General features: G+C 33.5%; 31 protein-coding genes, 1 pseudogene and 1 other annotated feature. Of the genes and pseudogenes, 20 read left to right on the forward strand and 12 right to left on the reverse strand.

What is annotated here, in order from left to right; translation table 11 throughout:
• Positions 1 to 37 precede the first annotated feature (37 nt).
• Positions 38 to 1,027, reverse strand: a complete 990-nt coding sequence (trpS, locus tag CD30_RS10545; protein WP_036176488.1) for a tryptophan--tRNA ligase — start codon at positions 1,025 to 1,027, stop codon at positions 38 to 40.
• 57 nt (positions 1,028 to 1,084) lie between these two features.
• Positions 1,085 to 1,298 (reverse strand) — a binding site (T-box leader).
• A 452-nt stretch (positions 1,299 to 1,750) separates the two neighbouring features.
• Here trpS and spxA point away from each other — a divergent pair.
• From spxA to pepF, 4 genes are all read left to right on the forward strand, one after another.
• The gene (gene spxA / locus CD30_RS10550) at positions 1,751 to 2,146 is read left to right on the forward strand and encodes a transcriptional regulator SpxA (protein ID WP_141096054.1); all 396 of its coding nucleotides are present in this window, start codon (positions 1,751 to 1,753) and stop codon (positions 2,144 to 2,146) included.
• 390 nt (positions 2,147 to 2,536) lie between these two features.
• The gene (mecA, locus tag CD30_RS10555; protein ID WP_036176493.1) at positions 2,537 to 3,187 is read left to right on the forward strand and encodes an adaptor protein MecA; all 651 of its coding nucleotides are present in this window, start codon (positions 2,537 to 2,539) and stop codon (positions 3,185 to 3,187) included.
• A gap of 148 nt (positions 3,188 to 3,335) precedes the next feature.
• Positions 3,336 to 4,475: a competence protein CoiA gene (locus CD30_RS10560; protein ID WP_052126148.1), complete on the forward strand. Its 1,140-nt coding sequence runs from the start codon at positions 3,336 to 3,338 to the stop codon at positions 4,473 to 4,475.
• 44 nt (positions 4,476 to 4,519) lie between these two features.
• On the forward strand, positions 4,520 to 6,325 hold the full coding sequence (gene pepF, locus CD30_RS10565; protein ID WP_036176495.1) for an oligoendopeptidase F: 1,806 nt from the start codon (positions 4,520 to 4,522) through the stop codon (positions 6,323 to 6,325).
• Between the two features lie 735 nt (positions 6,326 to 7,060).
• On the opposite strand, the gene CD30_RS10570 is transcribed toward pepF, so the two are convergent.
• From CD30_RS10570 to CD30_RS10585, 4 genes are all read right to left on the reverse strand, one after another.
• Positions 7,061 to 7,870, reverse strand: coding sequence for a DsbA family protein (locus CD30_RS10570; protein WP_036176497.1), 810 nt, complete (start codon positions 7,868 to 7,870; stop codon positions 7,061 to 7,063).
• A complete protein-coding gene (locus CD30_RS10575; protein WP_036176503.1) occupies positions 7,870 to 8,268 on the reverse strand; it encodes a globin domain-containing protein in 399 nt (132 codons plus the stop codon). The genes CD30_RS10570 and CD30_RS10575 overlap by 1 nt, the downstream gene beginning before the upstream one ends.
• A gap of 358 nt (positions 8,269 to 8,626) precedes the next feature.
• A complete protein-coding gene (locus tag CD30_RS10580; protein WP_036176506.1) occupies positions 8,627 to 9,331 on the reverse strand; it encodes a lytic transglycosylase domain-containing protein in 705 nt (234 codons plus the stop codon).
• Positions 9,332 to 9,335: 4 nt separating this feature from the next.
• Positions 9,336 to 9,923, reverse strand: coding sequence for a CYTH domain-containing protein (locus tag CD30_RS10585; protein ID WP_036176508.1), 588 nt, complete (start codon positions 9,921 to 9,923; stop codon positions 9,336 to 9,338).
• Positions 9,924 to 10,038: 115 nt separating this feature from the next.
• Between CD30_RS10585 and CD30_RS10590 the strand changes: the two genes are divergently transcribed.
• The 6 genes from CD30_RS10590 (at position 10,039) to CD30_RS10615 (ending at position 14,804) form a co-directional block, all read left to right on the forward strand.
• Complete coding sequence (locus CD30_RS10590) at positions 10,039 to 10,431, forward strand: UPF0738 family protein (protein ID WP_036176511.1); 393 nt, start codon at positions 10,039 to 10,041, stop codon at positions 10,429 to 10,431.
• A gap of 94 nt (positions 10,432 to 10,525) precedes the next feature.
• Complete coding sequence (locus CD30_RS10595) at positions 10,526 to 11,191, forward strand: GTP pyrophosphokinase (RefSeq protein WP_036176514.1); 666 nt, start codon at positions 10,526 to 10,528, stop codon at positions 11,189 to 11,191.
• Between the two features lie 5 nt (positions 11,192 to 11,196).
• Positions 11,197 to 11,991 (forward strand): NAD kinase, encoded by a 795-nt coding sequence (locus CD30_RS10600; protein ID WP_036176517.1) that lies wholly within the window; start codon positions 11,197 to 11,199, stop codon positions 11,989 to 11,991.
• Positions 11,992 to 11,999: 8 nt separating this feature from the next.
• Positions 12,000 to 12,914: an RluA family pseudouridine synthase gene (locus CD30_RS10605; RefSeq protein ID WP_036176520.1), complete on the forward strand. Its 915-nt coding sequence runs from the start codon at positions 12,000 to 12,002 to the stop codon at positions 12,912 to 12,914.
• A gap of 99 nt (positions 12,915 to 13,013) precedes the next feature.
• The gene (mgtE, locus tag CD30_RS10610) at positions 13,014 to 14,387 is read left to right on the forward strand and encodes a magnesium transporter (protein WP_036176523.1); all 1,374 of its coding nucleotides are present in this window, start codon (positions 13,014 to 13,016) and stop codon (positions 14,385 to 14,387) included.
• 78 nt (positions 14,388 to 14,465) lie between these two features.
• Entirely contained in the window at positions 14,466 to 14,804 is a 339-nt protein-coding gene (locus tag CD30_RS10615) for a hypothetical protein (RefSeq protein WP_052126149.1), read from the forward strand.
• 114 nt (positions 14,805 to 14,918) lie between these two features.
• Here CD30_RS10615 and CD30_RS10620 read toward each other — a convergent pair whose 3' ends face one another.
• On the reverse strand, positions 14,919 to 15,443 hold the full coding sequence (locus CD30_RS10620) for a CotY/CotZ family spore coat protein (protein WP_036176526.1): 525 nt from the start codon (positions 15,441 to 15,443) through the stop codon (positions 14,919 to 14,921).
• Between the two features lie 155 nt (positions 15,444 to 15,598).
• Between CD30_RS10620 and CD30_RS10625 the strand changes: the two genes are divergently transcribed.
• The 6 genes from CD30_RS10625 to CD30_RS10645 all read left to right on the forward strand — a co-directional run bounded on the left by CD30_RS10625 (position 15,599) and on the right by CD30_RS10645 (position 18,311).
• Positions 15,599 to 16,003, forward strand: coding sequence for a hypothetical protein (locus CD30_RS10625; RefSeq protein WP_036176529.1), 405 nt, complete (start codon positions 15,599 to 15,601; stop codon positions 16,001 to 16,003).
• Entirely contained in the window at positions 16,003 to 16,458 is a 456-nt protein-coding gene (gene spoVAC / locus CD30_RS10630) for a stage V sporulation protein AC (protein ID WP_036176533.1), read from the forward strand. Before CD30_RS10625 ends, spoVAC begins: the two co-directional genes overlap by 1 nt.
• On the forward strand, positions 16,452 to 17,450 hold the full coding sequence (locus CD30_RS10635) for a stage V sporulation protein AD (protein ID WP_036176536.1): 999 nt from the start codon (positions 16,452 to 16,454) through the stop codon (positions 17,448 to 17,450). The genes spoVAC and CD30_RS10635 overlap by 7 nt, the downstream gene beginning before the upstream one ends.
• Positions 17,451 to 17,460: 10 nt before the next feature.
• Positions 17,461 to 17,829 carry a stage V sporulation protein AE gene (gene spoVAE / locus CD30_RS10640; protein ID WP_036176539.1) on the forward strand — a complete coding sequence of 123 codons (369 nt, stop codon included), beginning with the start codon at positions 17,461 to 17,463 and terminating at the stop codon, positions 17,827 to 17,829.
• Between the two features lie 112 nt (positions 17,830 to 17,941).
• Positions 17,942 to 18,040 (forward strand): YjcZ family sporulation protein, encoded by a 99-nt coding sequence (locus tag CD30_RS19795; RefSeq protein WP_141096055.1) that lies wholly within the window; start codon positions 17,942 to 17,944, stop codon positions 18,038 to 18,040.
• 25 nt (positions 18,041 to 18,065) lie between these two features.
• A complete protein-coding gene (locus CD30_RS10645; RefSeq protein ID WP_036176542.1) occupies positions 18,066 to 18,311 on the forward strand; it encodes a stage VI sporulation protein F in 246 nt (81 codons plus the stop codon).
• 60 nt (positions 18,312 to 18,371) lie between these two features.
• Here CD30_RS10645 and CD30_RS10650 read toward each other — a convergent pair whose 3' ends face one another.
• From CD30_RS10650 to CD30_RS10660, 3 genes are all read right to left on the reverse strand, one after another.
• On the reverse strand, positions 18,372 to 18,800 hold the full coding sequence (locus CD30_RS10650) for a GNAT family N-acetyltransferase (RefSeq protein WP_036176545.1): 429 nt from the start codon (positions 18,798 to 18,800) through the stop codon (positions 18,372 to 18,374).
• A 2-nt stretch (positions 18,801 to 18,802) separates the two neighbouring features.
• Positions 18,803 to 19,315, reverse strand: a complete 513-nt coding sequence (locus CD30_RS10655) for a YjcG family protein (protein WP_036176550.1) — start codon at positions 19,313 to 19,315, stop codon at positions 18,803 to 18,805.
• An 82-nt stretch (positions 19,316 to 19,397) separates the two neighbouring features.
• A complete protein-coding gene (locus tag CD30_RS10660; RefSeq protein ID WP_036176553.1) occupies positions 19,398 to 20,120 on the reverse strand; it encodes an alpha/beta hydrolase in 723 nt (240 codons plus the stop codon).
• 114 nt (positions 20,121 to 20,234) lie between these two features.
• Between CD30_RS10660 and CD30_RS10665 the strand changes: the two genes are divergently transcribed.
• On the forward strand, positions 20,235 to 20,822 hold the full coding sequence (locus CD30_RS10665) for a phosphatidylglycerophosphatase A family protein (protein WP_036176556.1): 588 nt from the start codon (positions 20,235 to 20,237) through the stop codon (positions 20,820 to 20,822).
• 302 nt (positions 20,823 to 21,124) lie between these two features.
• Complete coding sequence (locus CD30_RS10670) at positions 21,125 to 21,343, forward strand: hypothetical protein (protein WP_052126150.1); 219 nt, start codon at positions 21,125 to 21,127, stop codon at positions 21,341 to 21,343.
• A 347-nt stretch (positions 21,344 to 21,690) separates the two neighbouring features.
• Here the strand turns inward: CD30_RS10670 and CD30_RS19800 are convergent.
• The 3 genes and pseudogenes from CD30_RS19800 to CD30_RS19495 form a co-directional block, all read right to left on the reverse strand.
• A pseudogene (locus tag CD30_RS19800) lies at positions 21,691 to 21,880 on the reverse strand (IS3 family transposase); the annotation flags it as partial.
• Positions 21,881 to 21,973: 93 nt separating this feature from the next.
• Positions 21,974 to 22,441: a hypothetical protein gene (locus CD30_RS10675; protein WP_036176559.1), complete on the reverse strand. Its 468-nt coding sequence runs from the start codon at positions 22,439 to 22,441 to the stop codon at positions 21,974 to 21,976.
• A gap of 85 nt (positions 22,442 to 22,526) precedes the next feature.
• Positions 22,527 to 23,246, reverse strand: coding sequence for a hypothetical protein (locus CD30_RS19495; RefSeq protein WP_052126151.1), 720 nt, complete (start codon positions 23,244 to 23,246; stop codon positions 22,527 to 22,529).
• 925 nt (positions 23,247 to 24,171) lie between these two features.
• Between CD30_RS19495 and CD30_RS10685 the strand changes: the two genes are divergently transcribed.
• Both CD30_RS10685 and CD30_RS10690 read left to right on the forward strand, forming a co-directional pair.
• Positions 24,172 to 24,783, forward strand: a complete 612-nt coding sequence (locus CD30_RS10685; RefSeq protein ID WP_052126152.1) for a hypothetical protein — start codon at positions 24,172 to 24,174, stop codon at positions 24,781 to 24,783.
• A 427-nt stretch (positions 24,784 to 25,210) separates the two neighbouring features.
• Positions 25,211 to 25,714: a hypothetical protein gene (locus CD30_RS10690; RefSeq protein ID WP_036176562.1), complete on the forward strand. Its 504-nt coding sequence runs from the start codon at positions 25,211 to 25,213 to the stop codon at positions 25,712 to 25,714.
• Positions 25,715 to 25,825: the final 111 nt, after the last annotated feature.

Below are 25,825 nucleotides of genomic sequence, written 5' to 3' on the forward strand. Positions count from 1 at the left end.
GAATTGTATATGGCGATTATTTCATTGACGGTTTTATTTATCGTCGTTTTCGACCTAATCCCATCGCGCTCTCCATTTTCTTAAGAGTACTTTGAGCAATTTCGTTTGCTTTTTCGGCACCTTCATCCAGTATTTGGTCAAGCTCTGGAGAATCGATTAGCTCATTAAATCGTGCTTGAATTGGTGTTAAATGTTCGATTAAGCTTGTTGCTACACCTTCTTTGAAAGCACCATAGCCAAGACCATCGTATTTTTTAACAAGGGCATCAATTGTTTGTCCTGTTACGGCTGATTCTATTGTTAATAGATTCGAAACACCAGGTTTATTCACTTCATCGTATGCTACAATTCCATCTGAATCTGTAACAGCAGATTTGATTTTCTTTTCAATTTGTTTTGGTGTGTCTAAGAAACGAATTGTTGCTTTTGTATTCGTATCAGATTTACTCATTTTTTTCGTTGGCTCTTGCAATGATTTAATGCGAGCACCCGCTTTAGGAAGTTGAATTTCCGGGATAACGAAAACTTCACCATAGCGTTTGTTAAATCGTTCTGCAAGATCGCGAGTTAATTCAATATGTTGTTTTTGATCATCGCCAACTGGAACAACGTGAGTATTGTATAATAAGATATCTGCTGCCATTAATGGTGGGTATGTTAATAAACCTGCTGATACAGATTCTTTCCCATTGGATTTATCTTTAAATTGAGTCATACGCTCTAATTCTCCAATGCTTGCTACACATTGCAAAATCCAGCCTGCTTGTGCATGGGCAGGGACTTCAGATTGGATAAATAAGATTGATTTTTCTGGATCGATTCCAGTGGCTAGATAAGTTGCGGCAAGGGTGCGAATGTTATTGCTAAGCTCATCTGGATCTTGAGGAACTGTTATTGCATGTTCATCAACGATACAATAAACTGTACGACCTTCATCCTGTAGAGCAGGGAATTGCATAAATGCTCCGATATAATTTCCTAAAGTAATAACTCCTGTTGGTTGAACCCCTGAGAAAATGTTTTTCACGATAAACCCTCCAATTTTTATACAAAATAAAAAGCATCATACGTCATTACGATTACGTAATGGGACGAATGATGCTTAAATCCGCGGTACCACCCAGTTTGTTGAATACTCAACCACTTTGCCTCCGTAACGTGAAGGATTCGAACTTTACTACTAACGTTCATAAAGCTAACTCAAAAGTCCATTCCATTTGCTCCATCTTCTGTTTGCACCATCCACAGACTCTCTAAACACGGTTTACAAATGTACTACTCTTTCTCATCGTCTTTTCCTATGATGAGTTAAATTATATTAAAAATAAAAATTCATTGCAAATACATTTTCTTTTTAAATTGGAATGAAATATTAAAAGATTGGGCAATCTTTTATCGTGTAATACATTTATTGCAAATAGCTATTTCAATTGTAAAAATTAACAGAATCTTATGATATTTCTCGATTAATTTAATCTAATTGAGAAAATGTATGAAATTAATTTCATGTTTTGTCGTAGACAATTACGGGTATAAGTATATATAGATAATACATGAAAAAATAAAAATTTTGAATAAATGAGCAAAAATGAAGCTATTTTATTAATTAGGTGATACATTTTTTTACAAGATACTATATCCAAAAGGCAATTAATGTTGTATAATGAAGTCAATAATCTAATTTATATTAATTCTAAAGTGATAAAAATTTAATATAGATATTCAATTGAAAGGAAGTGTCTTAGACGTGATTGTAACACTATTTACATCACCTAGCTGCACATCATGTAGAAAAGCTAAAGCGTGGTTAGAAGAACACGAAATTCCATATAGAGAACGAAATATTTTTTCTGAGCCTTTAACGATCGGTGAAATAAAAGAAATTTTAAGAATGACCGAGGACGGAACAGATGAAATTATTTCTACGCGATCAAAAATATTCCAAAAATTAAATGTGGACGTAGAAAGTTTACCACTGCAACAACTATACGAGTTAATTCAAGAATACCCAGGTCTTTTACGTAGACCTATTATTATTGATGAGAAACGTTTACAGGTTGGATACAATGAAGATGAGATTCGTCGATTCCTTCCAAGAAAGGTTCGTGCCTTTCAATTACTTGAAGCTCAACGTATGGTTAACTAATTAATAAAGGAAATGGATGGTCGGTAAAATCCTCTTGCAGGGATTTTATCGATTTTTTCTATCTATGATGAATGTCGAAAAATAGATATATTTTTGTCTGTAAATTCTAAAGAATCCAATAAAAAATTGCTTGATTTCAGTTGAATAGTCAACTACAATTTCAATATTCAAATAATTTTATGTTGTAGATGTTTTTCCTTTTCATTTTATGTTCAAACATCATACAATAGAGTTATAGAATGTAGCATAACCAAATTAAATATTTTTCTTTTAAAACTGATTTGGTGTGTGACATCTTTTGAATTGTTTACTAATAAAAGTGAACATTTCAAGCATACTAATAACGCTTTCCGTGTTTTTCAACGAAGACTAGAAGGGAGTTGAAGTTATATGGACATCGAACGCGTGAATGAAAATACACTAAAACTCTTTATATCTTATCGTGATATTGAAGATCGTGGGTATAGTAAGGAAGAAATTTGGTACAACAGAGCAAAAGGCGAGGAACTTTTTTGGGATATGATTGGCGAAATAAACACTGAAGAGTACTTTGATCTTGAAGGGCCAATTTGGATACATGTAAATGCCTCTGAACAAGGCCTAGAAGTTATTGTTACCCGTGCCAATTTTAATAGCGATGGCGAATCAAGTCTACTCTCAGGCTTTGATGAAAATCGAGATGGTGCAGAACATAAGCTAAAAGATTCAATGTTTGATTCAGTTGATGAAGATACGATGAATGGAAATCATTCAGTACAAAATATCGTCACTTACAAGTTTAAAGATTTTGATGAAGTAATTCCAGTTGCTAAACGTCTCGTTTCTTTCGATATACCTTCTTCTTTATATAAATATGACAATATTTACTATGTTGCAGTAGATTTCACTGATGTCGAAGAAAAATCTAAACGCCAAAATATTAAGGCGATATTGAACGAGTTTTTAACTAGCTCAAAAATGACGATTTATCGACTTCAAGAGTATGGTGAAGAAATTATGCAAGATCGCTGCTTTGAAACTGTCATTCAATATTTCGATTAGATTTTAAGCCAAAATTCTAAAATGGATTTTGGCTTTATTTTTTTAATTACTTGGTAAAAGCCCTCAAAATAAAAATTCCCGCTATTTTCAAGTTTTCGGTTGCACATATACTAAACTCTTTTTAAAATGAATTTGAAGGAGGGCATTTATGCTTGTAGCCATAACAGATCAAAATGAACGATTTGTTATATGTTCGAGCACGCCTAAAGCGATATATAAAAAGATTCGTGAAGAGAGAACCTTTTTTTGTCCTCAATGTAAACAACCGGTTCAATTTAAAATTGGATCTGTAAAAATTCCTCATTTTTCACATTTATCCAATAATGATTGTGATTTGCGATTTTCAGAAGGTGAGTCAGAGGCGCATTTATTAGGTAAACAGCAATTGTACGAATTATTTCAATCACTTCAGTTGAATGTGGAATTAGAAAGTTATTTACCTTTCATTAAACAAAGGCCTGATTTATTAGTAAAAACGAGTAAAGACAATACCTTTGCTATTGAATTTCAATGTAGTACCATTTCAAAAGAAAAATACCTATATAGAAGCAAGGGCTATCTAGATAATAATATTATTCCGATATGGATCCCTTATACACCAGAAGTGAAGTATTTTGAAAGTGGTATTACTAAAATTTCCTTAAACGAACAACTTCGTCAGTTTATCCAAACCACTAAAACCCAGCTTTTTTTAATTACCTACCATCCTTACAAGAAGCAATTTGTATATTTTTCAAACCTACTACATGTGAAAGATAATCGTTATATCACTAGAGTCCAAACCCTTGATTTAAATCAACAATTATTTCCATTCTATTTACCAAAGAAGTTGACGAAACTTGAATTTAAACAATATTTCAAGACATATGTTGATACTAAGAAGCAATTTTTAAAATATCGTCTCCATTTCAGTAGGAAAGGAGTAAACGATCTCTTTTTAAGAAGTCTTTACGAGCTACGTTTAACATTGAGCTCACTTCCAAATTTTATAGGTGTTCCCCTTAGAGGGAATGAAAGTATGAAGGGGTTTGCAGTTGAATGGCAAGCGGCGCTATTTTATTTTATGCAGTTGAGCGGGTCCGTGTATGGATCTATTGAAAAACAAGATATTCTTCACTTTTTAAAATGGGCAGGGATTGACCAATCAGATAGAACTATCGCTACAGTCCATGAATATTGCAATCTGATAAAAAAACTTTCCATTCATCATGTACAGGATTCTGTAGATGATGGGCAACTCATTGACGTGTTATACGACCAATTTCTTGCATTAAATAATGGAAATTGAGAAAATATTTAAGAATTGAAATTTACTGTATCGGAGGCTATTTTATGGCGAAAAAGGTTTTAACACGTGATGAAGTACCCGTTGAATTAACATGGGACTTATCAACAATTTTTTCTTCTGATGATGAATGGGAACAAGAATTTAAAGAAATTGAAAAATTAGTGCCAGAGTCTGAAAAATTTAAAGGGAAAGTAACAAAAAGTGCAAAAAGCTTATATGAAACATTACAATTTAGTGATAAATTATCAGAACGCTTTGGCAGACTTTATGTTTATAGTCACTTAAAGCATGATCAAGATACGACAAACAGTAAATACCAAGCAATGGATGGAAGAGTACGATCATTAGGTGCGAAACTAGCTGCAGCATGGTCATTTACAACACCAGAAATACTATCTGTGGATGAGGAAACTATTAACAGTTACTTAAAAGAATATGAACCATTACAATTATATGCACAAATGTTAAAAGAGTTAAACCTACAGAGACCACATGTTTTAAGCGCTGATAAAGAAGAAATGTTAGCACAGTTTTCAGAAGTTACAAGTGCTTCTGGTGGAACGTTTAGTGCATTAAATAATGCGGATCTTCAATTTCCAGTGATAAAAAATGATGAAGGCGAAGATGTTGAATTAACACATGGGAATTATATTTCATTTTTAGAAAGCTACAACCGTGATGTTAGACGTGATGCATTCAAAGCAATGTATGAGACATATGGTCAGTTTAAAAATACATTTGCATCAACACTTTCCGGTAATGTAAAAGCACATAATGTAAACGCTCGTATTCGAAAGTATACTTCAGCTAGACATGCAGCAATGAGCAATAATCATATTCCTGAAAAAGTGTATGACCAATTAATTTCCACAATTCATGAATTTTTACCAGTACTACATCGATATATAGCCCTTCGTAAAAAAGTGTTAGGTGTAGATGAGCTTCATATGTATGATTTATTCGTACCTTTAGTAAAAGAAATGAAAATTGAAATGCCTTATGAAAAGGCGAAAGAGACAATGGTAAAAAGCTTTGAGCCACTAGGTGATGAATATCAATCCATTGTTCAAAAAGGTTTAGAAAGCCGCTGGGTAGATGTTCTTGAGAATAAAGGGAAAAGAAGTGGTGCATACTCCTCAGGAACGTATGGTACAAACCCATATGTATTAATGAATTGGCAGGATAATTTAAATAATTTATTTACTTTAGCTCATGAATTTGGGCATAGTATGCACAGTTATTTCACAACGGAAAATCAACCATTCCCATATGCAGATTACTCGATCTTTGTTGCAGAAGTAGCTTCTACTTGCAACGAAGAGCTACTATTCGATTATTTGCTAAAAACGACTGAAGATGAGCAACTGAAAATTTATTTGTTAAATCATTGGTTAGATGGATTTAGAAGTACGGTGTTCCGTCAAACGATGTTTGCAGAATTTGAACATATTGTTCATGAAATGGATGCACGTGGTGAAGCTATTACTGCAGAAGGTTTAACGACGATTTATTACGATTTAAATAAGCAATATTTTGGTGATGAAATTACAATAGACGAAGAAATTGGTTTAGAATGGGCTCGTATTCCACATTTCTATTATAATTACTATGTATATCAATATGCTACAGGACAAAGTGCAGCAACTGCATTAAGTAAGCAAATTTTAAAAGAGGGTAAACCCGCTGTAGATCGATATATTAACAACTTCTTAAAAGCAGGATGCTCTGATTTCCCAATAGAAGTATTAAAAGCTGCTGGGGTCGATATGGAATCTCCACAACCAATTTCAGAAGCATGTAAAGTATTTGAAGAAAAATTAGCAGAGCTTGAATCGTTATTATTGAAATAGGACTATTAGGCTACAGATTCGATTTTCTGTAGCCTTTTTTCTTTGGTTTTAAAAGCTTTAATTTAAGAAAAAAATTTCGTAAACGCCTTCATTTCGTTGTAATCGCTTACTATTTGACGAATTTGTGAAATAATTGTCGAACGGTTGCGAAATGCTATAAATCTATGATAAATTTAATTCGTGAAATAAATCACAAAACAAACATACACCCCTTTGTTTGAACGTGAACATTTCTCCCATCCCCTTTGTGAAAAGGACCGTCACTATTATACAGAATAGTGACGGTCCTTTTATTATACCTATGTTTTTATTAATACTTTAATTTTAGTGAAAAGGCTGTTTTTTAATCTTTTTCATGCAAAAAAAATTGACTACTTTACTCAATTCAAAATGATGGTTTTAATATCAATAAATAGCATAGTATAATAATAAATGATAATACTGTATAAAATTAACAAAAATAAAGAATCAGGGGGTAACGTTATGAGGAGAAATAGAGATAACAAGGATTTTAATTATGTCCCGGAAAGAAATGGAGTAACAGGATTTACTTTAACCGGATTTTTATTATTTATAGGATTAATTATTATAATAAGCGTTATAAATTATTTTTTCTTCTAAATAAGAACCTTAATTTTAACTAACAATAAGGTTTTCCTTTTTGAACCGTAGAATCCATCAAAAAAAGAAAAGCCTGACCATATCGGCCAGACTAAAAGTATGTGTATAAGTGCATTAAATTTTTAATCGCCAAAGCGAAATTTTATCATTACATAGTCGTTCTATTTTCTGCTGGAGCATTCTCTTCTTTAACTCGCGCTCTGCGTCTTGGTCAGTAATTGAATAAATATCAGCAACTTCTTGCGTTGTTAATGTGTGGAAACGATTAAATAATTCTTCGTAAGTAGGTAAAGGTTTTTTAATCAGTTCATCATTTAATAATTCTTGTAAAATATGAACATAGACATCATAACTATACAGTCCACTTACTTTTAAACCTTCATCTTCAATACATTCATTAAAGAATACAATACTTGGAAATTCATCAATCTCCATCTCATGAGCAATATATAAATCACATTGAAAAGCACGGGCTGTTTCCTTTGAACCGAAATCCGCAGCAAACTCATCAATGTCTAAATTTGCTTCCTTCGCGATTTCTATCAACGTAGAATAATACTGCACATCTTTTGTGTTTAAAATTGTATGTTCTTGAAGCTTCTGAATAAAGCGAAATGCTGCACGTTTTCCTTGGAGCTCAGCTGCTTTAATTGCGATAGAAGGAAAGGCAGGGTGTGAAATATCCAGTTGGGCACCTGAAAAGCAACCTTTTGTACGACGACCTAAGCTGTTTAGTGATGAAAGCTGTGTACTAATTACATATCGCCAACTAAAATAATGATCGTATTCCACTAATAATTTTCTTATGATCGATTGTATTTGTATTGCTCTAGGACAAAATGGATCAATGAAAATATATAATTCTATTGGCTTAGTAATATTTGGAGGTGCAATAGGTTCAGTTAATAATTGGATATTATTCACTAAAATTCCTCCTCATGTTCATTTGGTGTATTAACCATGTGATGGGCAGTCATAGCCAGTCGCTTGAAGTATACTTCTCTAAACTTTCCTTCAAGCCCTACTTCATCCATTGCTTCACTCATACATTCGAGCCAAGCCTGTGCGTGATCAGGCGTAATTTTAAAGGGCATATGACGAGCTTTCATCATTGGATGACCATGCTCTTCTGTGTATAGATTAGGTCCACCTAAGTATTGAGTCTGAAATTGGATCTGTTTACGTGCAGTTTCTGACAAATCTTCCGGAAAGAGTGGTCGTAACAATGGATGCTTGTCGACACGTTTGTAAAAAGCATGTATCAGCTCTTTTAGCTTATCAGCACCAAGTTCCTCGTAAGGAATCGTATATTTTCGATTCATAGGTGTAACTCCTTCTTTCGTAATAAGCAAAAATACATATGTATGGATGCAAAGATATGTTACTTTTAATGAATGATTTGTTTAAGTGTTATATTCATTCTAACAACGTAGACTTCAATTCTCAAATAAATCGCATAAAGAATTGTTTACATAATAGGTTAGAATTACATAATAAGAAAAAAGTTTTACTCTGTGAAACGACTTTATTGATTTCGTTTCAGGCAGAATGCCTCATTTTCTCCCTTAGGTAAGCTCCACTTTGCATCGAAATAAAGTGACAAATGCCCTCGCTTAACAGCTATAAACAACTTATTTTTGCAAATTAACATTAAAATAATAGAGTTAAAATATTCAATAATTATGCCTGATAAGAGTTTAATATTTTCTGTACGTAATTTTGTGTTTCAGCAAAAGGTGGGATTCCGCCATATTTCTTTACATTACCTGGTCCTGCATTATAAGCAGCCAATGCAAGCTCAATATTATTATCAAATTGATGTAACATTTCGCTTAAATATTTTGTTCCACCCATTATATTTTGTTCAGGGTCAGTTGGGTCCATAACACCTAAATATTTTGCAGTTCCAGGCATGAGTTGCATTAAACCCTTTGCACCTGCTGAGCTAACAGCGAGAGGATTAAAATTTGATTCTTGTTTAATGACCGATGTAATCAGTTTCTCAGGTACACCATATGTAGCGGATGCTTTTGATATTAATTCTTGAAAAATATTGCTACTTCCCATAACCGTATTATTTTCATTTAATTCATTACTTTTAAGTAATGTGTCATAATAAGATGCAGGTATGTATGATGAATTTTCATTATTTAAAAATAAATTATTATATGCGTTAGATGCTTTATTAGAATCTAAAGTAAAGCTTTCGATAAGATCAGATGCATTTGATGATAAATTACTAGATGAATCCTCAACGAATTGGTCTAGTAATTGAGAAAAAACCGAATTATCATTACTTAATGCATTTATACTATTTGATGATGAAGAACCGATGGATTGTAACGCTTGTATTTCAAGTAGTAATTTCATTGAAGATACGTCCATATGATCATCCTTTCTTAGCATTTAGTGCTTTCATAAAACGAGCAATTTTTTTATCGGTTGCACGTTTTTCTATTTGGAAGTCCGTTAAAAATTTATTAAAAATCTCTGCACCTGTATTTTCATCATCTGCTTCATATTCTACCTCATAATCATCACAGTTTAAATAGAATGAGTGATCTAAAACAAGTATACCACCTTTATAAGGCAATTCCACCCGATCCGTTGTTAGGGAACCAAAGACTTTCAGTTCATCGATAGGGACATTTAAATTTAATAATTTTCTATGAACAGATGGGGCATCGAAGTGCTGGCCATTTAACATCATTTCGGCTTCATTAGATGACAAAGAATCCGTTGTTTCCAAATGTGTATTTTCTGCTGTTTTTTCTTTTAATGTACAGACAATAGATGACTTCGTTTCTCTTATTCTTAAACCTGCATGTAACGTTTTTAAATGCCACTCAGGGGTATCAAAATAATGATTTGTTTGACGAATGATTTTAGAATCATCAATTTTAAATTCTTTTAATAACATTTCGTATTGCTCTTTAGTAAGCAAATTTTTAAATTCGATCTCTATTTCCTGAGTCATGAATTTCTTCCTTTCTTCGTAAAAAACATATGTGGTTTTTCATTATTCTTTTTCTCGAAAGTATGTACTATGTTAAAATATGAAATGAATAGTGCTGCGAAGGGATGTAAGAACATTGCGTAATATTTACCGCGTAGAAAAATTTCAATTTATACATAATGAACTTCATTTTAGTTTAAACGAAAATGATAAGAAAATAAAATTTCAACCTGCTCATCAAGTACTTGCAGATTCAGATGGTCAAGCTTTTATATATTTAGTTGAAGAGGGAGATAATTTAAGTTATGTAAGCTTCCCAAAGAATGTGTGGCCGCAACTACTTGAAATCGTAAAGCGAGAAAAAAATCCGCATTTACAAATCGGAGGAAAATCGATTGAGTTAGAAAACTTTTATGAGGAGCTTCTCGCACTCATCTACAATATCGAAGGTAATGATAACTATGGAGAAGATTTTGTAAAAGCAGTGGAAGAAACTTTTCATGAAATTTTAGTAGAAGAAACAGAGTAGTCTTTCATCTTCAATTCATTAAATAGCAATTTGGGGAAATTGTTATTTTCATCAAGCTTCTTGATGTACTGTTTTAGGCAGGGAGGAATTTACTATGGGACAATGGGATGTTTTTTTAAGTCCATACAAACAAGCTGTAGATGAATTAAAAATAAAGCTAAAAGGCATGCGTTCTCAGTTTGGAATTCAGGGGAATACATCACCTATTGAGTTTGTGACAGGAAGAGTAAAACCTTTGGCAAGTATATATGATAAATCTCTAGAAAAAGGAATCCCTTTTGAGCCATCCGAACGGTTGGCAGAAGAAATGCAAGATATTGCAGGATTACGCATTATGTGTCAGTTTGTAGATGATATTACAACAGTCACGAATCTAATAAGACAAAGAGATGACCTACGAGTTGTTGAAGAAATTGATTATATCGCACATAAAAAACCAAGTGGCTATCGTTCATATCACTTGATAGTTGCTTATCCTGTTGAAACGATTAATGGAAAAAGAGAAGTTTTAGCTGAAATACAAATTCGAACATTAGCCATGAACTTCTGGGCATCAATTGAACATTCATTAAATTATAAATATAAAGGGGTATTTCCAGAAGAAATTAAAAATCGACTACAAAGTGCTGCAGAGGCAGCATTCCGTTTAGATGAAGAAATGTCATCCATTCGAAGTGAAATTCAAGAGGCCCAAGCATATTTTAGCGAAGTAAAAGAAGCAACCAATCCAACGATTCCTACGAAAAAGGAAAAGGAGTGAGTGATTTGAAATTCTCTATCCAATCACGTAGAGACGATCAATCAAATGAATTAAGAGACCTTGCAAAAACATATCTACAGGATTTTGGTCTAACATTTGATGAAGAGGAGCCAGAAATTGTTATTTCCATTGGCGGTGATGGTACATTATTACACGCCTTTCATCGGCATACCCACCGACTTGATAAAGTAGCTTTTGTCGGTATTCATACTGGTCATTTGGGTTTTTATGCGGATTGGAAACCTTCTGAATTAGAAAAACTTGTTTTATCGATTGCTAAGAAGGAATATAACGTTGTTGAATATCCACTCCTACAAGTAAGAGTGCAACATAATAATGCAGAAACAAATACGTATTTAGCATTAAATGAAATAACTGTGAAGTCTCCGGATGTAACACTAGTTATGGATATTGAATTAAATGGGACCCATTTTGAACGATTTAGAGGAGATGGATTGTGTGTATCTACTCCTTCTGGAAGTACAGCTTATAATAAAGCATTAGGTGGAGCAATTATTCATCCAACATTACAAGCATTTCAAATAACAGAAATGGCATCGATTAACAATCGTGTTTTCCGTACGGTAGGTTCTTCGTTAGTATTACCTGCTCATCATCATTGTGTTTTAAAGCCGGTTACAAATCAAAAATTTACGATGACGATTGATCATATTCATTTAGAACAAACGGATTTGAAGTCAATTACATTTAATGTGGCATCTCAAAAAGTGCGTTTTGCAAGATTTAGACCGTTTCCTTTTTGGGAGAGAGTACACGATTCGTTTGTATCAAATGACTAGGAGTTTCGATGGACAATAGATTTCAAATAACATTTTATGCAAATCGAGATGGTGAGCTTCTTCGTGAAGCAATTGAAGCCGAGGGAATATCAAAACGAGCCTTAACATCCATTAAATTTAATGGAGGAAACATCTTAGTAAATGGTGATGAGAAAACAGTTCGGTACTCATTAAATAAAGGCGATGAAATTACGATTTTCTTTCCTTTAGAGGAAGTAAGTGATGGTCTTGTAATTGAACATGGAAAATTAAACATAGTTTATGAAGATGAAGCACTTCTCATTATTGAAAAACCACCATTTATGAATACAATTCCTTCAAGAGAGCATCCAACGGGAAGTATAGCAAATTATGTATGTGGTTACTTTAAAGAAAGAGGTATCCACTCAACGGTTCATATTGTGACGAGACTTGATCGAGATACTTCAGGTTTACTTTGTATCGCAAAACATAGCCATATCCATCATTTAATGGGCATTCAGCAGCAAAATAAACTAATAAATAAGCAATATGAAGCTATTGTTCATGGACACGTTGAAATAGATGAACAATCAATAATTGCTCCTATAGGAAGAAAGCCAACTAGTATTATTGAACGAGAAGTACGGGATGATGGACAATACTCACATACTGATGTGAAAGTAATCAAAAGAGGCTACTTTAATAGTGAGCCAATTTCCCATGTTAGGCTGAAGCTTCATACTGGAAGAACCCATCAAATACGAGTACATATGGCTCATATTGGCCATCCACTTGTTGGGGATGACCTTTATGGAGGAAGTAGAGAACTGTACAACAGACAAGCACTTCACTGTGTACATTTAGAAATGATTCATCCATTATCAAAAGAAAAAATATTTTTTTCTAGTGAAATACTTGAAACAATGAAAAATTTAATAAATAATGAGATGTTCGAACAATAAATATTCGAACATCTTTTTTAATTCGAAATAAACGGTTAACATTAATATCTTCGTCATGTAAGATATTAATGAATTAAAATTCGAAAGGAGGGGACAAGTATGATAGAAAATAGAAACGACAACGAAGTACAATATGATGAGGAACTTCTCCGTCAATTACTTTTGGATGGGAACATTGAAGAATTCCGTGAACACTACCTAGCACTTCATCCATATGATCAAGCCCAGTTTTACGAGAAGGTGGGCCCTGACATACGTAAAATTATTTTTCTATTCTTGTCTCCTCAGGAGTTAGCCTTAATCTTTGAGGCTCTTGAAATAGATAATAGTGAATATGAAGAATATTTAAAAGAGATGGAAACATCTTATGCTGCAGAAATGCTTTCAGTTATGGATACCGACGATGCGGTCGACGTATTAAATGAACTTGATGAAGAGCACAGAGATAGTTTCTTAGAAATGATGGATAGTGAAACCGTTGAGGAATTCCATGAATTATTAGCATACGAGGAATATACTGCAGGGGCAATTATGACTACCGAGTATGTCTCCATCCTGCAAAACTCAACAGTTCGATCTGCGATGAACGTATTAAGAAATGAAGCACCAAATGCTGAAACAATCTACTATGTATTTGTTGTGGATGATCAGCATCGACTTACTGGTGTCATTTCATTGAGAGATTTAATTGTTTCTAGTGAAGATACTTTAATTAAAGATATTATGAGTGACCGGGTTGTCTATGCAAATGTAACAGCTGATCAAGAAGATGTTGCGCAAATATTCAAAGATTACGATTTCTTAGCCGTTCCGGTAGTAGATGAAAACAACGAGCTTGTTGGGATTATCACTGTTGATGATATTATTGACGTTATTGATGAAGAAGCATCTGATGACTACTCAAAACTTGCCGGGATTTCAGATGTTGATGATGTGAATGTTAATCCTTTTAAAGCAGCAAGCAAACGTTTACCGTGGCTGATCATTTTATTATTTTTAGGAATGATAACCGCGACATTAATGGGACAGTTCGAGGCAACTTTGGATAAGGTTGCCATTCTTGCGCTATTTATCCCATTAATATCAGGAACATCTGGTAATAGTGGGACGCAAGCACTGGCTGTTGCTGTACGTGGTATTGCAACTGGTGAAATAGATGGCAAAAACAAATTAAAACTTCTGTTCCGTGAAATTAGTACAGGATTGATTACTGGTATTATTTGTGCCCTAGTGGTGATAGGGATTATCTTTTTCTGGAAGCATTCACTAATCATCGGTTTATTAGTAGGAGCAGCCATCTGTTGTTCGATTGTTGTTGCAACGATTGCAGGTTCATTTATTCCATTATTAATTCATAAAATGGGTATCGACCCTGCCGTTGCATCAGGTCCGTTTATTACAACATTAAATGATATTACAAGTATATTAATCTATTTAGGGTTAGCTTCAATGCTCATTGGTCAATTAGGATGAGGCTTTTCCCTAAAAATTAGGTGAAAGTCACGAAAAATAAGATTTTGCATATTTATATGAAAAAAAGGATGTGCAAAATTGGAAGTTCGAGAACCATTACTTTTTATTCAAAGCCCTCCATTTTACTATGTTGAAGTAAAGGAGACGGAAGTTGAAGCGGATACGTTGTTAGATGAAAGTACGTCTGTTTACGAAATATCAAGAACAGAAAAGATACAAAATGAAGTAATCGTTAGACAATTAAGTTATTTTTCGCAGCCAAATCATCGTCATAGAAATTTAGTATTTCACCTTGATGATGGGGATAAAATTACCGGCAGACTTGAGGAAGTAGACGGAATAAGTGTGAAAATAAAAACGACTACAAATAATCTTATTTTAATAAATGGCAATGAAATTAAGGCAATAACAATATAAAATAAAAATTTCATGAATGATAAATAAAAATCGGTAAATTCTAAACACTGAATTTACCGATTTTTTTTGTAAAAAAATAGCGTAACCCACTAGTGAGTTACGCTACGCTAAATATTAGTCACAAATGTTTAGGTCAACGTCTGCAATACATTGAATTGCTGTGAAATTATTTAAATCAACTGTTAAGCAAGTTTCTGTTTTCTTATATTTTCTAATGTGATTGAAAACATCGTTATTTAGATTATCAGTTGTTAGATCTACTACATCGTTTATTTCATCGCCATCATCAGCTACTGGCATAATGCATCGTAAAGTAGCACAGCAATCACCAAACATATCTTCTACACGGAAGAATGGTGTAAATTCGAAGTCTCCTTCGTGTTTGTCGAAGTATACTGCTTTGAATGGTTTACCAAGTTTATCTAATAACATAAATACGCGTGTGTCTGCATTTCGAGCACGATTTGGAAGACCACCTAGTGGCTCAAGGAAGCAACTTGTTCCACAGGAATCACAGTCATTACGAACCGCCTCATTTTGAATTTTTAAGATTGTTTTTACTACTTCACACACGCAGCCCATATTACGACTAACACCACCTAAAGAACTGCTTTCTAGGTTATCTTTACCACAACCCATTTAAATTCACCTCTCTTCATATTTGCTTCAATCTACAATATGTTGAGATAACGCCTAAAACTGGGCTATAGTTTATAGGCTTTAAATTTAGGCCTAATTTTTTTGAATAGTTTCATTTGAAAGAGCAAATAATGATTGAAAAAGGGGGTTGAATTTTGAAAAAAATGGTGTTTTTCTTCTTCGTCCCTTTTATCCTTGTAGGATGCTCAAGTAATGAGAAAACAATTGAAGTAGTAGATGTGCTTGATGATGCCGAAAAGAGAGAAGAAGTACGAGAAGCAATGAATAATAATAACGATATTTATAGTGGAACGGCCATCCTAGTTGATGATCAGTTACTCGTTGCGGTTCAATCAAAACCTTGGCTTGATTTTCGAAAAGAAAAAATAGAACAAGATTTACAAACCCAATTAGAAGAACAATACCCAGATATGAATGTTTTAGTTTCTGCTGATTTTAAATTGTATTGGGAAGCGAATAAATTGGTGAATGAGGAAGACAAGCAAAAGGTTAGTGAACGTGTTGAGAAACTGAAAAGTTTAGTTAAGGAGGAAACATAATGGAACAAGAAAAATATCAGAATCTTGAGCAACAAATAACGCCTCCTACACCTTATTTAAAAAACTCAATTAAAGCATTTCTTATTGGCGGTTTAATTTGTACGATTGGTCATGCCATCACTTACTTTTATATTATCTTTTTTGATTTTACGGAAAAAACAGTTGGGAATCCAACAGTTGCAACGATGGTGTTTATTTCAATGCTTTTAACTGGTTTTGGACTTTACCGTAAATTAGGACAATTTGCTGGTGCCGGAAGTGCAGTTCCTGTTACTGGATTTGGTAATGCAGTAATATCAGCAGCAATTGAACATCGTACTGAAGGTTTGGTGCTTGGGGTAGGTGGCAACATCTTTAAATTAGCTGGTTCCGTTATTGTTTTTGGTGTTGCATCTGCCTTTTTTGTCGCCCTCATTAAGCTAATACTCGTATCAATGGGTGTTGTTCAATGGTAATACTATTTCAATCAAAGCCATCGATTTTAGCCTGTGGAGCGGTAGCGGGACCAGTAGAAAAGAAAAGTGTGTTTTATTCTTATTTTGATTCAGTTGTTGATGATGAAAGATGGAATGAAAAAACAAATGAGCAAGGCCACGCAAAAATGATTACCGAGGCTTGCGATATCGTAATGAAAAAAGCAAATATAAATAATAAGCTGGATATAGATTACTTTTTAAGTGGCGATTTAGTTAATCAAATGACACCAAGTAATTTTGCGGCTCGTGAGTTGGGAACACCCTTTATAGGATTATTTTCAGCCTGTGCCACAAGTATATCTTCAGTAATTGTTGCAAGCTTGCTAACTGAATTAGGTGCCTCAAAATATTCAATAGCAGGAGCAGCAAGTCAACATAATGCGATTGAAAGACAGTTCCGCTATCCGATTGATTATGGTGGACAAAAACCTGCAACAGCACAATGGACGGTAACTGCAGCCGGATATGCCCTTATTGGAAATCATAGCAAAGATAATCCTTCCATAGTTGCGGCGACAATTGGAAAAGTAGTCGATAATGGTGACACAAATCCGTTCCATATGGGTGGAGCAATGGCACCTGCTGCATTTGATACAATTAAAAGCCATTTGGAGAAACGAAACCAACAATTTTCGGATTATGATTTGATCATGACGGGTGACCTTGGAAAAATTGGGTTAAATATATTAAAAGCAATGTTTACGGAATCTGGAGTAAAACAAGAGGATCTACAACTTTTGCGGGATGCAGGCGCTGAATATTATGGTGAGGATGAAGCTTTTTTAGCAGGAGCAAGTGGTGCAGGATGTTCAGCATCTGTTTACTATAGTTACATTTTCCAGCAATTAAAAGATGGACGATATAAACGCGTATTACTTTGTGCAACTGGATCTCTTCTTTCGCCACTATCCTTCCAGCAAGGCGAATCAATTCCATGTACTGCACACGCAATTGAAATAACGATGGAGTGAGGCGAAAGAAATGATATTTTTTGATTTCTTCTTTGCATTTCTTATAGGTGGTATCATTTGTTTAATTGGACAGTTAATAATGGATTTTGGAAAAATGACACCGGGACATACTCTATCAATTTTAGTTGTATCAGGAGCAATCGTTTCAGGGCTCGGCTTGTATCAACCAATCATTGACTTAGCTGGTGCAGGTGCTACGATTCCTATTACATCATTCGGACATTCATTAGCTCAAGGTGCTATTGCAGAAGCAGAGAAGCACGGCTGGGTTGGTGTTTTAACGGGAATGTTTGAAGTAACGAGCTCAGGAATAAGTGCAGCCATTGTATTTGGTTTTATAGCTGCCCTAATTTTTAAACCAAAAGGTAAAGCAAACTAGACGAATACCCCTCCTTTCATTTAGTACACCGCATAGGATACTAAGTGAAAGGAGGGGAATTTTTATGTGGAACAATTATTGTGGTTGCAATCAAGTAAGTCCTGCATATGATATGGGTAGTTGTGATGGAGGCAAAAACAACAGCTCTACTTTTGTTTTAATCGTTGTTTTATTCATTTTATTAATCATTGTTGGTAGTTATTGCTGGTAGTGTTTGTATGTAAGGAGGGAAGAAAATGCAAAACCCTTTTTTTAAGCAGATAGAAAACAAAACTGGTGTTGAGATGGAAGAAATTATGGCACTAGCTAATGCAATCCAATATGCTGATTTTACAAATGAAAAACAAGTACGTAAAATCGTTCAACGTGTAAGTAAAATGGCAAAGAAACCAATTACAAGAGAATTGGAAGATAAAATTGTAAAATCCATTATTAAAGATGGAAATGCATTAGATTTTAGTAAAATTGAGAAAATGCTGTAATCTAATATGCAATGAGTGGTATTAAAAAAAGTAGTTGCCAAAATGGTAACTACTTTTTCCTTATATCAATTTTTCCATAGAGCGATGTGGAATACCAGCATCTAAAAATTCTGGTGAATTGATCACATAGTTAAGCTTTTCGTAGAATGGTACCGCATGTGTTTGCGCATATAAGAGCAACTTTTGAAAGCCATGTGTAGCAGCATAGTTTTCGATGGCCTTCATCATAAGAACTCCTAATTTTTTCCCTCGATAGCTCGGCAAAACACAAACTCTTTCTACCTTACCTACTTTTGGTTGATATTCACGAAAACGAGCAGCTGCAACCACTTGCTCTCCATCATTGACGATGAAATGTGTTGATTTTGTATCAAATTCATCTAATTCTAAATGTTCTGGTACTCCTTGTTCTACAACGAATACTTTATTTCTTACTTCATAGGCTGATTGAAGTTGCTGTTCAGTTTCGACTATTTTTACTTCGTACACTTCTAGTCTTCAGCTCCGCTTAATTTATAAGTGTCGTATGTCGTCCATGAACCATCCTCTAATTGATATAACAGATGAATGCGATCGATTGTATCTTTTTCATCTACACCGATCATACGTAATTGACCAAAAATATCATCATGTTCCGATGCTGTTAAATCCTGAGCAATGGTAATATGCGGTACAAATACATGCTTAGGTTTACCAATATTGATGGAATCTTGAATTTCTTTATGAAACTTTGCTAATTGTTCTGTTGGTTCAATTTTGAAATAAATGACATTCGTTGTTGGATAAAATGAACTAACGCGAGAGGCATGAATCTTTAAAGGTGCATACTTTTGCGCAATTGAAGATAAAATATCTGAAATTCCTTTTACATCATCCGCCTCAAAAGCTTCTTTGAATGTTATATGTGGAGTCACTTTCGCATAATGAGAATCGTAACGTTTACGATAAGTATTCGCTAAATCCTGTAATTTTTTTGATGGAAATGCAACAATACCAAATTTCAAATCCATTACCTCCCTGTGTAAATTATTAAGCTAACTTTTTTAATTATAACAGAATTATTAATATTCAGGCATTTATCAGACACTATTCACTAAAATTTTCTATTAACGCGCGGCGCAAATCGGGTTTCCAATACTTCCATGTATGGTTTCCATCAAATTCATCATAAAATGTAGTAAAGCACTTTTCTTTAAGTAAAGCATGTAGTTTACGGTTTGGAGTTAAAAAATCTTTCACAGTTTTATCTGTTGTAACAACCTCATTCTCGCCTTTACCGATAATATGATAGATGGAAAGTAGCTCCTGAGAAGATGACTGGCTAACGATGTTTAAGACATCCTCATCAACATAAGGTGATTGCAAAATGACTTTACTAAAAATATTAGGATATTTTAATGCTACAAGTAAAGAGACTGTGGCTGCCATCGAGTCTCCGATAACACCTCTAGTTGTACCAAGCTGAAATGTAGAATATTCTCGGTCAAGATACGGAACAAGTTCATGTGCAAGGAAGCGTAAATATGCTTCATGCTGCTCCCCGGAAGGTATATATTTTTTTCTACGATCGTTTATGTTTTTATATGGGACTCCGACAATGATTAAATTTTCTATTTCGTAATTGTCTATTAATTCATCAGCTAATTTCGTAATGCCACCAAGCTGGAAATAATCTTTTCCATCCGATGCGATTAAAATGTTATATTTATAAAGTGGGGTATAATTAGCAGGAACGTAGATTAATAGCTCTATTTCCTCTTGTAAAGCCTCGCTATAAAATAAAATGTCCTTTACATTTCCTTTATCCACAGGATAAACCTCCTTACATAAGCTGTGTCATATTGAATAGTATCCTTTAATTTATGGAAAGGCAATTAGTCTGATTAATATGTTTATTAAATTTATATAGAGAGAGGTTTTATTATGCATAATAAAAATGTTCGCGTTCATTCAAACGATGTTACAACTGCTGCAAAAGAAGCTCTAAATCGTCGTGGCGTAAAAGTTGAAGATATTGCTGAAATAGTATATCAAATGCAAAAACCTTATAATCAAGGATTAAAACTAGAGCATTGTGTAAGCTCAGTTGAACGTGTGCTTCAAAAACGTGAAATTCAGCATGCCGTTTTAGTTGGAATTGAGCTTGATGAACTGGCGGAAAAGAAAATGCTTTCCCAACCTTTACAAGCGATTGTTGAATCCGATGAAGGATTGTTTGGAGTAGATGAAACGATAGCACTAGGTTCAGTATTAACATATGGAAGCATTGCTGTAACGACCTATGGACATTTAGATAAGAAAAAAATTGGAATTATTAAAAAATTAGATACAAAAGCAGGGGAAGGTGTCCATACATTTTTAGATGATTTAGTTGCAAGTATTGCGGCTTGTGCAGCATCGAGAATTGCACATAAAGCACGTGATTTAGAAGAGGAAGAGGCAACGTTCGATGACGTTCCTTCATTTGTCATGAGTACCTCTGCAGCTGAGTCAAGTAATAAAGCCAAATAAAAGGAATTGAAAATAATATATAGTAAAAATTAAAGGACGTCATCCATTTAGATGGCGTTTTATTTTATGGATATTAGTTTTGTAATATAATATATTTTACTTATCTATTTAGAAATAGTGAAATATTCAATTATGTATTAAAATGAACTATACGTTTTTAAATAAATTTTTTTGAGAGGATTATTATGAAACCATCTGACATAAAAACAATAATTACGAGTTTAACATTCCTTTTAGCTGTTATTTTATATTTGATTTTTCGTTAGGTAGGAATGGACTAATAAAGTAGAAAGGGAATTGAAATGGGTAAGAGGATTTTTCCTATACTATTAATTTTAACGTTATTATTAGGTGCCTGTGACCTAAAAGAAAACCAAATCTATGAAGATGCTTCTGTAGATTCGGCATATGATGTAACTGACTTCGAGAAATTTCCACTCGTTAGTGTTGTGGACGGCGATACAATTGCTATAATTTATAAGGGCAAACGTGAAAGTGTAAGATTCTTTGTTGGTAGATAGTCCTTAAACCTCCCATCCACGTTTAGGTGAACAGCCATATGCTAAAGAGGTTAAAATATTTACAGAAAAGAGATAAATATATCAATCTCAAAATAATGTAATAGGATTTATCTTAATAATGGCATGGACTAACTTTCATGATAACTTCAATGTGAATATATTTTTAATTGAAGTTATTATGCTTTACTGGATAAATAGGAGAGATAAAATAATGTAAAGGTTATTGCAAAAAGAGGAAGTAAAATGAGTGGCACTAGCTATTTAGCAGATGATTGGGTAATAATAACTGCATATCCTTTCTTTTAAAGAGAAAAGTACAATCTATGAAGTGACCCCAAAATGTTAGACTAAGCAGCTATGGAGGATTGAATACGGTATTGTACCGGATTCAATTCCTTTAACTTTTCATTAATGCGTTTGTGATTGTAATATTCAATATACAGTTCAAGTTCATGTTTGAAATATACTCTCAAATACTTGTATATATAATAGCTCAGATTTTAATAGACCAAAAAAGTTCGTAATTACTGCATTATCTAAACTCGTTTAGGGGATTTCCCCGACCTGTTTTTTATTTGTGTTAAAAACTACTAAACAGATGAATCTAAAGATGGCTACGCATCCTTATATCTAAATATTTAATTCTCTTATTAAATCATCATCATCTAAAAAATCCTCCAAAGTATGTAAATCAATTTCTTTTCTTATCTTTTCTATTAAGATAGAAGGAATATTAATTTCCCAGTGTTCATCTCCTTCATCACACATTTCTAGCAATATTCTCCAATTATTTAATATCTGTAAATAAATAGATGGGAACTCACTTCGAATAGTGTCCTTATTTTCGATAAAAGCTAATGTATAACGAGCAAGTTCTTCCTGTTTACTGTAGAAGGGGAACGCACAACCTACTCTCCAATTACCGAGTTTAACCATATATACAGCATTTGAATATTTTCTTACTTCAATGTTTGGAGAATTAAAATACTCATAATAAGGATAGTTTTCAAAAAAACAACCTATGAAATAGGCACCAATTTCAAATCCCTTTAATCCATTTTTTACAGCTGTTATTATTTTATTATCCATTTGCTCCAATTAAATAAACCTCCTCTATATTAAGATAGTATTATACTTAAATGAAATGCATCATTAATTTTATAAAATTAATGATGCACTTCGTTTAAAAGAACGGATATGCGCTTATTATTACCCAATCCGTTGATTTAAAGCTAGTACCAGCCATTTTACTTCCTCTTTTTGCAATTACTTTAACATTTTGTTGTTCCGTCTTTGACCATTTCAATTTTGACCAGTTATCTCTTACTTCCTTATCCCAACCATCTTGGCCATTAACAACTTCCATTACTATATCCATAGTTCTATCAGGGAATGATGCATACATGAATTGTGATGGTTTATCAGAATAATGAGTACCTTTCTTTTTCTTAGTTCCATCAGATTCCTTCATATGACGATTATATATGTGGCAATATCCATAGTTATCAAAAGGTAAAAATGCTAAAACTATTCTTTCACCCGCATTACTATATCGAATTTCACTTACATAATTACTACTAAGCGGTTCAATAGTATTGCGTTCTAATAAATCTTCCTGTTCTACTTTATTAGGAACCGTTCCATCAAGGGATTGTGTTCCTGGGAGTGAAGCAACCAAACTATTCGGTATTCTTGCAACGCTTCCGCAAGCGCGATTCATTTCAGATTGAACAATCCAGCCGTACTCTGGAATAGACATTGGTTGAATTGTGTCTTCCGTAGTAACCTCTTCGACCTCTCGATAATCGTCAACTAATGTTGAAGCTGTACTAGTACTCTGATTTGTTGTAAAAATCGATAATAATAATATTGCTATGAGTGAAAATTTAAGTATTTTTTTCACTTAATACACCTCCTAACATACAAATTATAACCATTAATTGATAATAATGTAAATTAAGTTATTGTAAAATAACTGTAAATTTATTGGTGTTTTGTTAACGGTTCTCATAGCAAAATGGTACATTCTAGTAATAAACTTGAACATAGTCTACAAGCTTTGTATGATATCCATTTAGAAAGCAATTAATTAAGGGGGAACTTTATGCTTTCAATTTTATGGGTGGATTTTTAATTATTTAAGACCAGCTAAGGATATGACAAGTTGGAAATTATGTAGGATTTCTATTTTATGCATTACTAGTACTAACACCACTATTAGCAAGTTTTATTTACTCGGATACTTTCTTACAGGACCAAAAAGAGGGTATCTTTTCATTACTTTCTACAAGGGCGAAGTATTCTCATACAATATATGCAAAAGCGTTAGCTGTATTTTAAGTTATTTTTGTCAGCTTTTTTCTTGGTTGATGATTAATATAATGCTAACCTACATAAAAATTCCAAGTATTGGTGGGGATTATATGTGTATGCACCGCCTGCTAATGATATTGGAGTTCCAGGGTTTAACATCGATTACATTTTCAACAAAACCTGCTAATAGAAGCCCCCTTCGTTATTCAATAATCGGGCGCGCGCGACAAGTTCTGTTATAAGCGATTTAGCTCGTGAAATACAGGGAAGTTTGCGTGGCAAATTTTTAACTTTACAACGGAGGATAGGAATGAAGAAACCATGTTTTCTGAAACTATCCCGTCAATACTCCTGCATGCGTTATGACTGACAGGCTATAGGGTTTGAAGTACAGGTGGATTCGGCAGAACGAAGGCTTTAGCCACTCCTTTAGAGAAGGTATGCCAACGGATATGCCGCACGTCATAGCATCTAAATTTGTATGGAAAAAAATAATTATTTTTCACTAAAGAACTATGTTTTTAGAATTTCTAAATGCAAAAGATAGTGATATTTGGAATGTTGAATGGCTTAGCACTGATAATGATTTTTCTACAGTCAATACATTTATTGCAAAATCTAGTAAAGAAAAAATTGAACAGATAAAAACAGAGTTAGGTTATCATGATTCTTTATTTCGTGCTGCTAAAATAATAAAAAAGGATATTTTAGCCAACCACATAGAGTTAATTCGGTGGTTAATTAGCTTACCGTTAAATTATGAGACCGAAACGCAAATATTTGTCCATGCAGGTATTGATGAGGAAGCTGTGGAATTTTGGAAGCATGGCACACCAGACGAATACTTTGTCAGCAAATTCCCCGCTACTTTTGGTAAGTTTCACAAAGATATTATTGCTGGTCATATCAGCACAAGTTTCTTAGCTAAAGACAAAGATTTTCATGATATATTTTGGGACGGAAAAAGTCACTTTTTTATTGATGGTGAAACAAATGTAAGTGGTACTATACCACTTTTAAAATACAATACTGTAACAAAAAAATGTACATCATTTATTAAGAGAGTAGATGACGATGGAACAGTTACATGGGAAGAATATTCGATAAAAAGAGATTACAATGAGTAAATTAAAGATAATGGAATATTCACTTGCAAAGTAAACAGGAAGTGTGTATCCTGCCGTTTGTAAGGCTGAAGAAGGTGTTTCGTCAGACAAACCAACCAATCGTGTACCCACCCCTCATGTAATGTCCTATGTTTGTTAACGTTGATAACTATAAATACATGACTATAAATTATGTTTCTACAAAGATAGAAAACTAGCATTTTTGCTACCTTTACTTACGTTGAATACGGTAGATAATCTTACTACATATAAGAGCGCCATTATTGAGAAATGGGTGCTCTTTTTGCTTGTAAGAGCAATATAATTTAATAACATTTTTGCGTCAGAAAAATGAGATTATAACAATACGCTTTACACGGTAACCAAAACCCATTATAATAAAAAACGTGCGATAGCCAAAACCCACGAAGTTATAGGAGGTATTACTATGCCAAGAGTTTATTTGACATTAGAACAGGAATTGTTTAAACGTATCGAAGAGGATGCAAACAAAAATAATATTACTATAAATTTGCTCATGCAAAATATATTCGAAAGAATTTATATGAGTGGCTTAAATTACAGTGATATTGTTGAAAAGATAGGTTTAGATACAGTAGGATTCGATTATACTGCTGCACTAAATGAACTTATTAAAGAAACAAATGAAAGAGATGACGGAGAATTTACACTTGTGATGTTAGATTCATTTTCTAAACTATGTATTTCTACAGTTGAAAAGGGATACTTACAACCGTCCACTTTAAGAGCAAAACTTGGAAAACTTTATAATTCAGTTGTCAAAAAAGATCAGAATAAAGCGGAACAGGATAAGGTACTTCCAGGTGTTGAAAGGGCGAGAGATGATAATGGAGATTTGAAATTTATATCTAGAACGGCTGTTTATGTTAAGAATTCTATAAAACAAAAGGAGAACGAATTACAAGAATAACTATAAAGAGGTACAATAGGCTATTAGAATATCTAATTAATCTGCAAAACTCGACTAAGTTGGAGAGTATAAAATATTTTGTGTAAATGAAAATTTCCATGTAAAAAGGAA

The organism is Ureibacillus massiliensis 4400831 = CIP 108448 = CCUG 49529 (genome assembly GCF_000772965.1).
Lineage (GTDB): Bacteria > Bacillota > Bacilli > Bacillales_A > Planococcaceae > Ureibacillus > Ureibacillus massiliensis.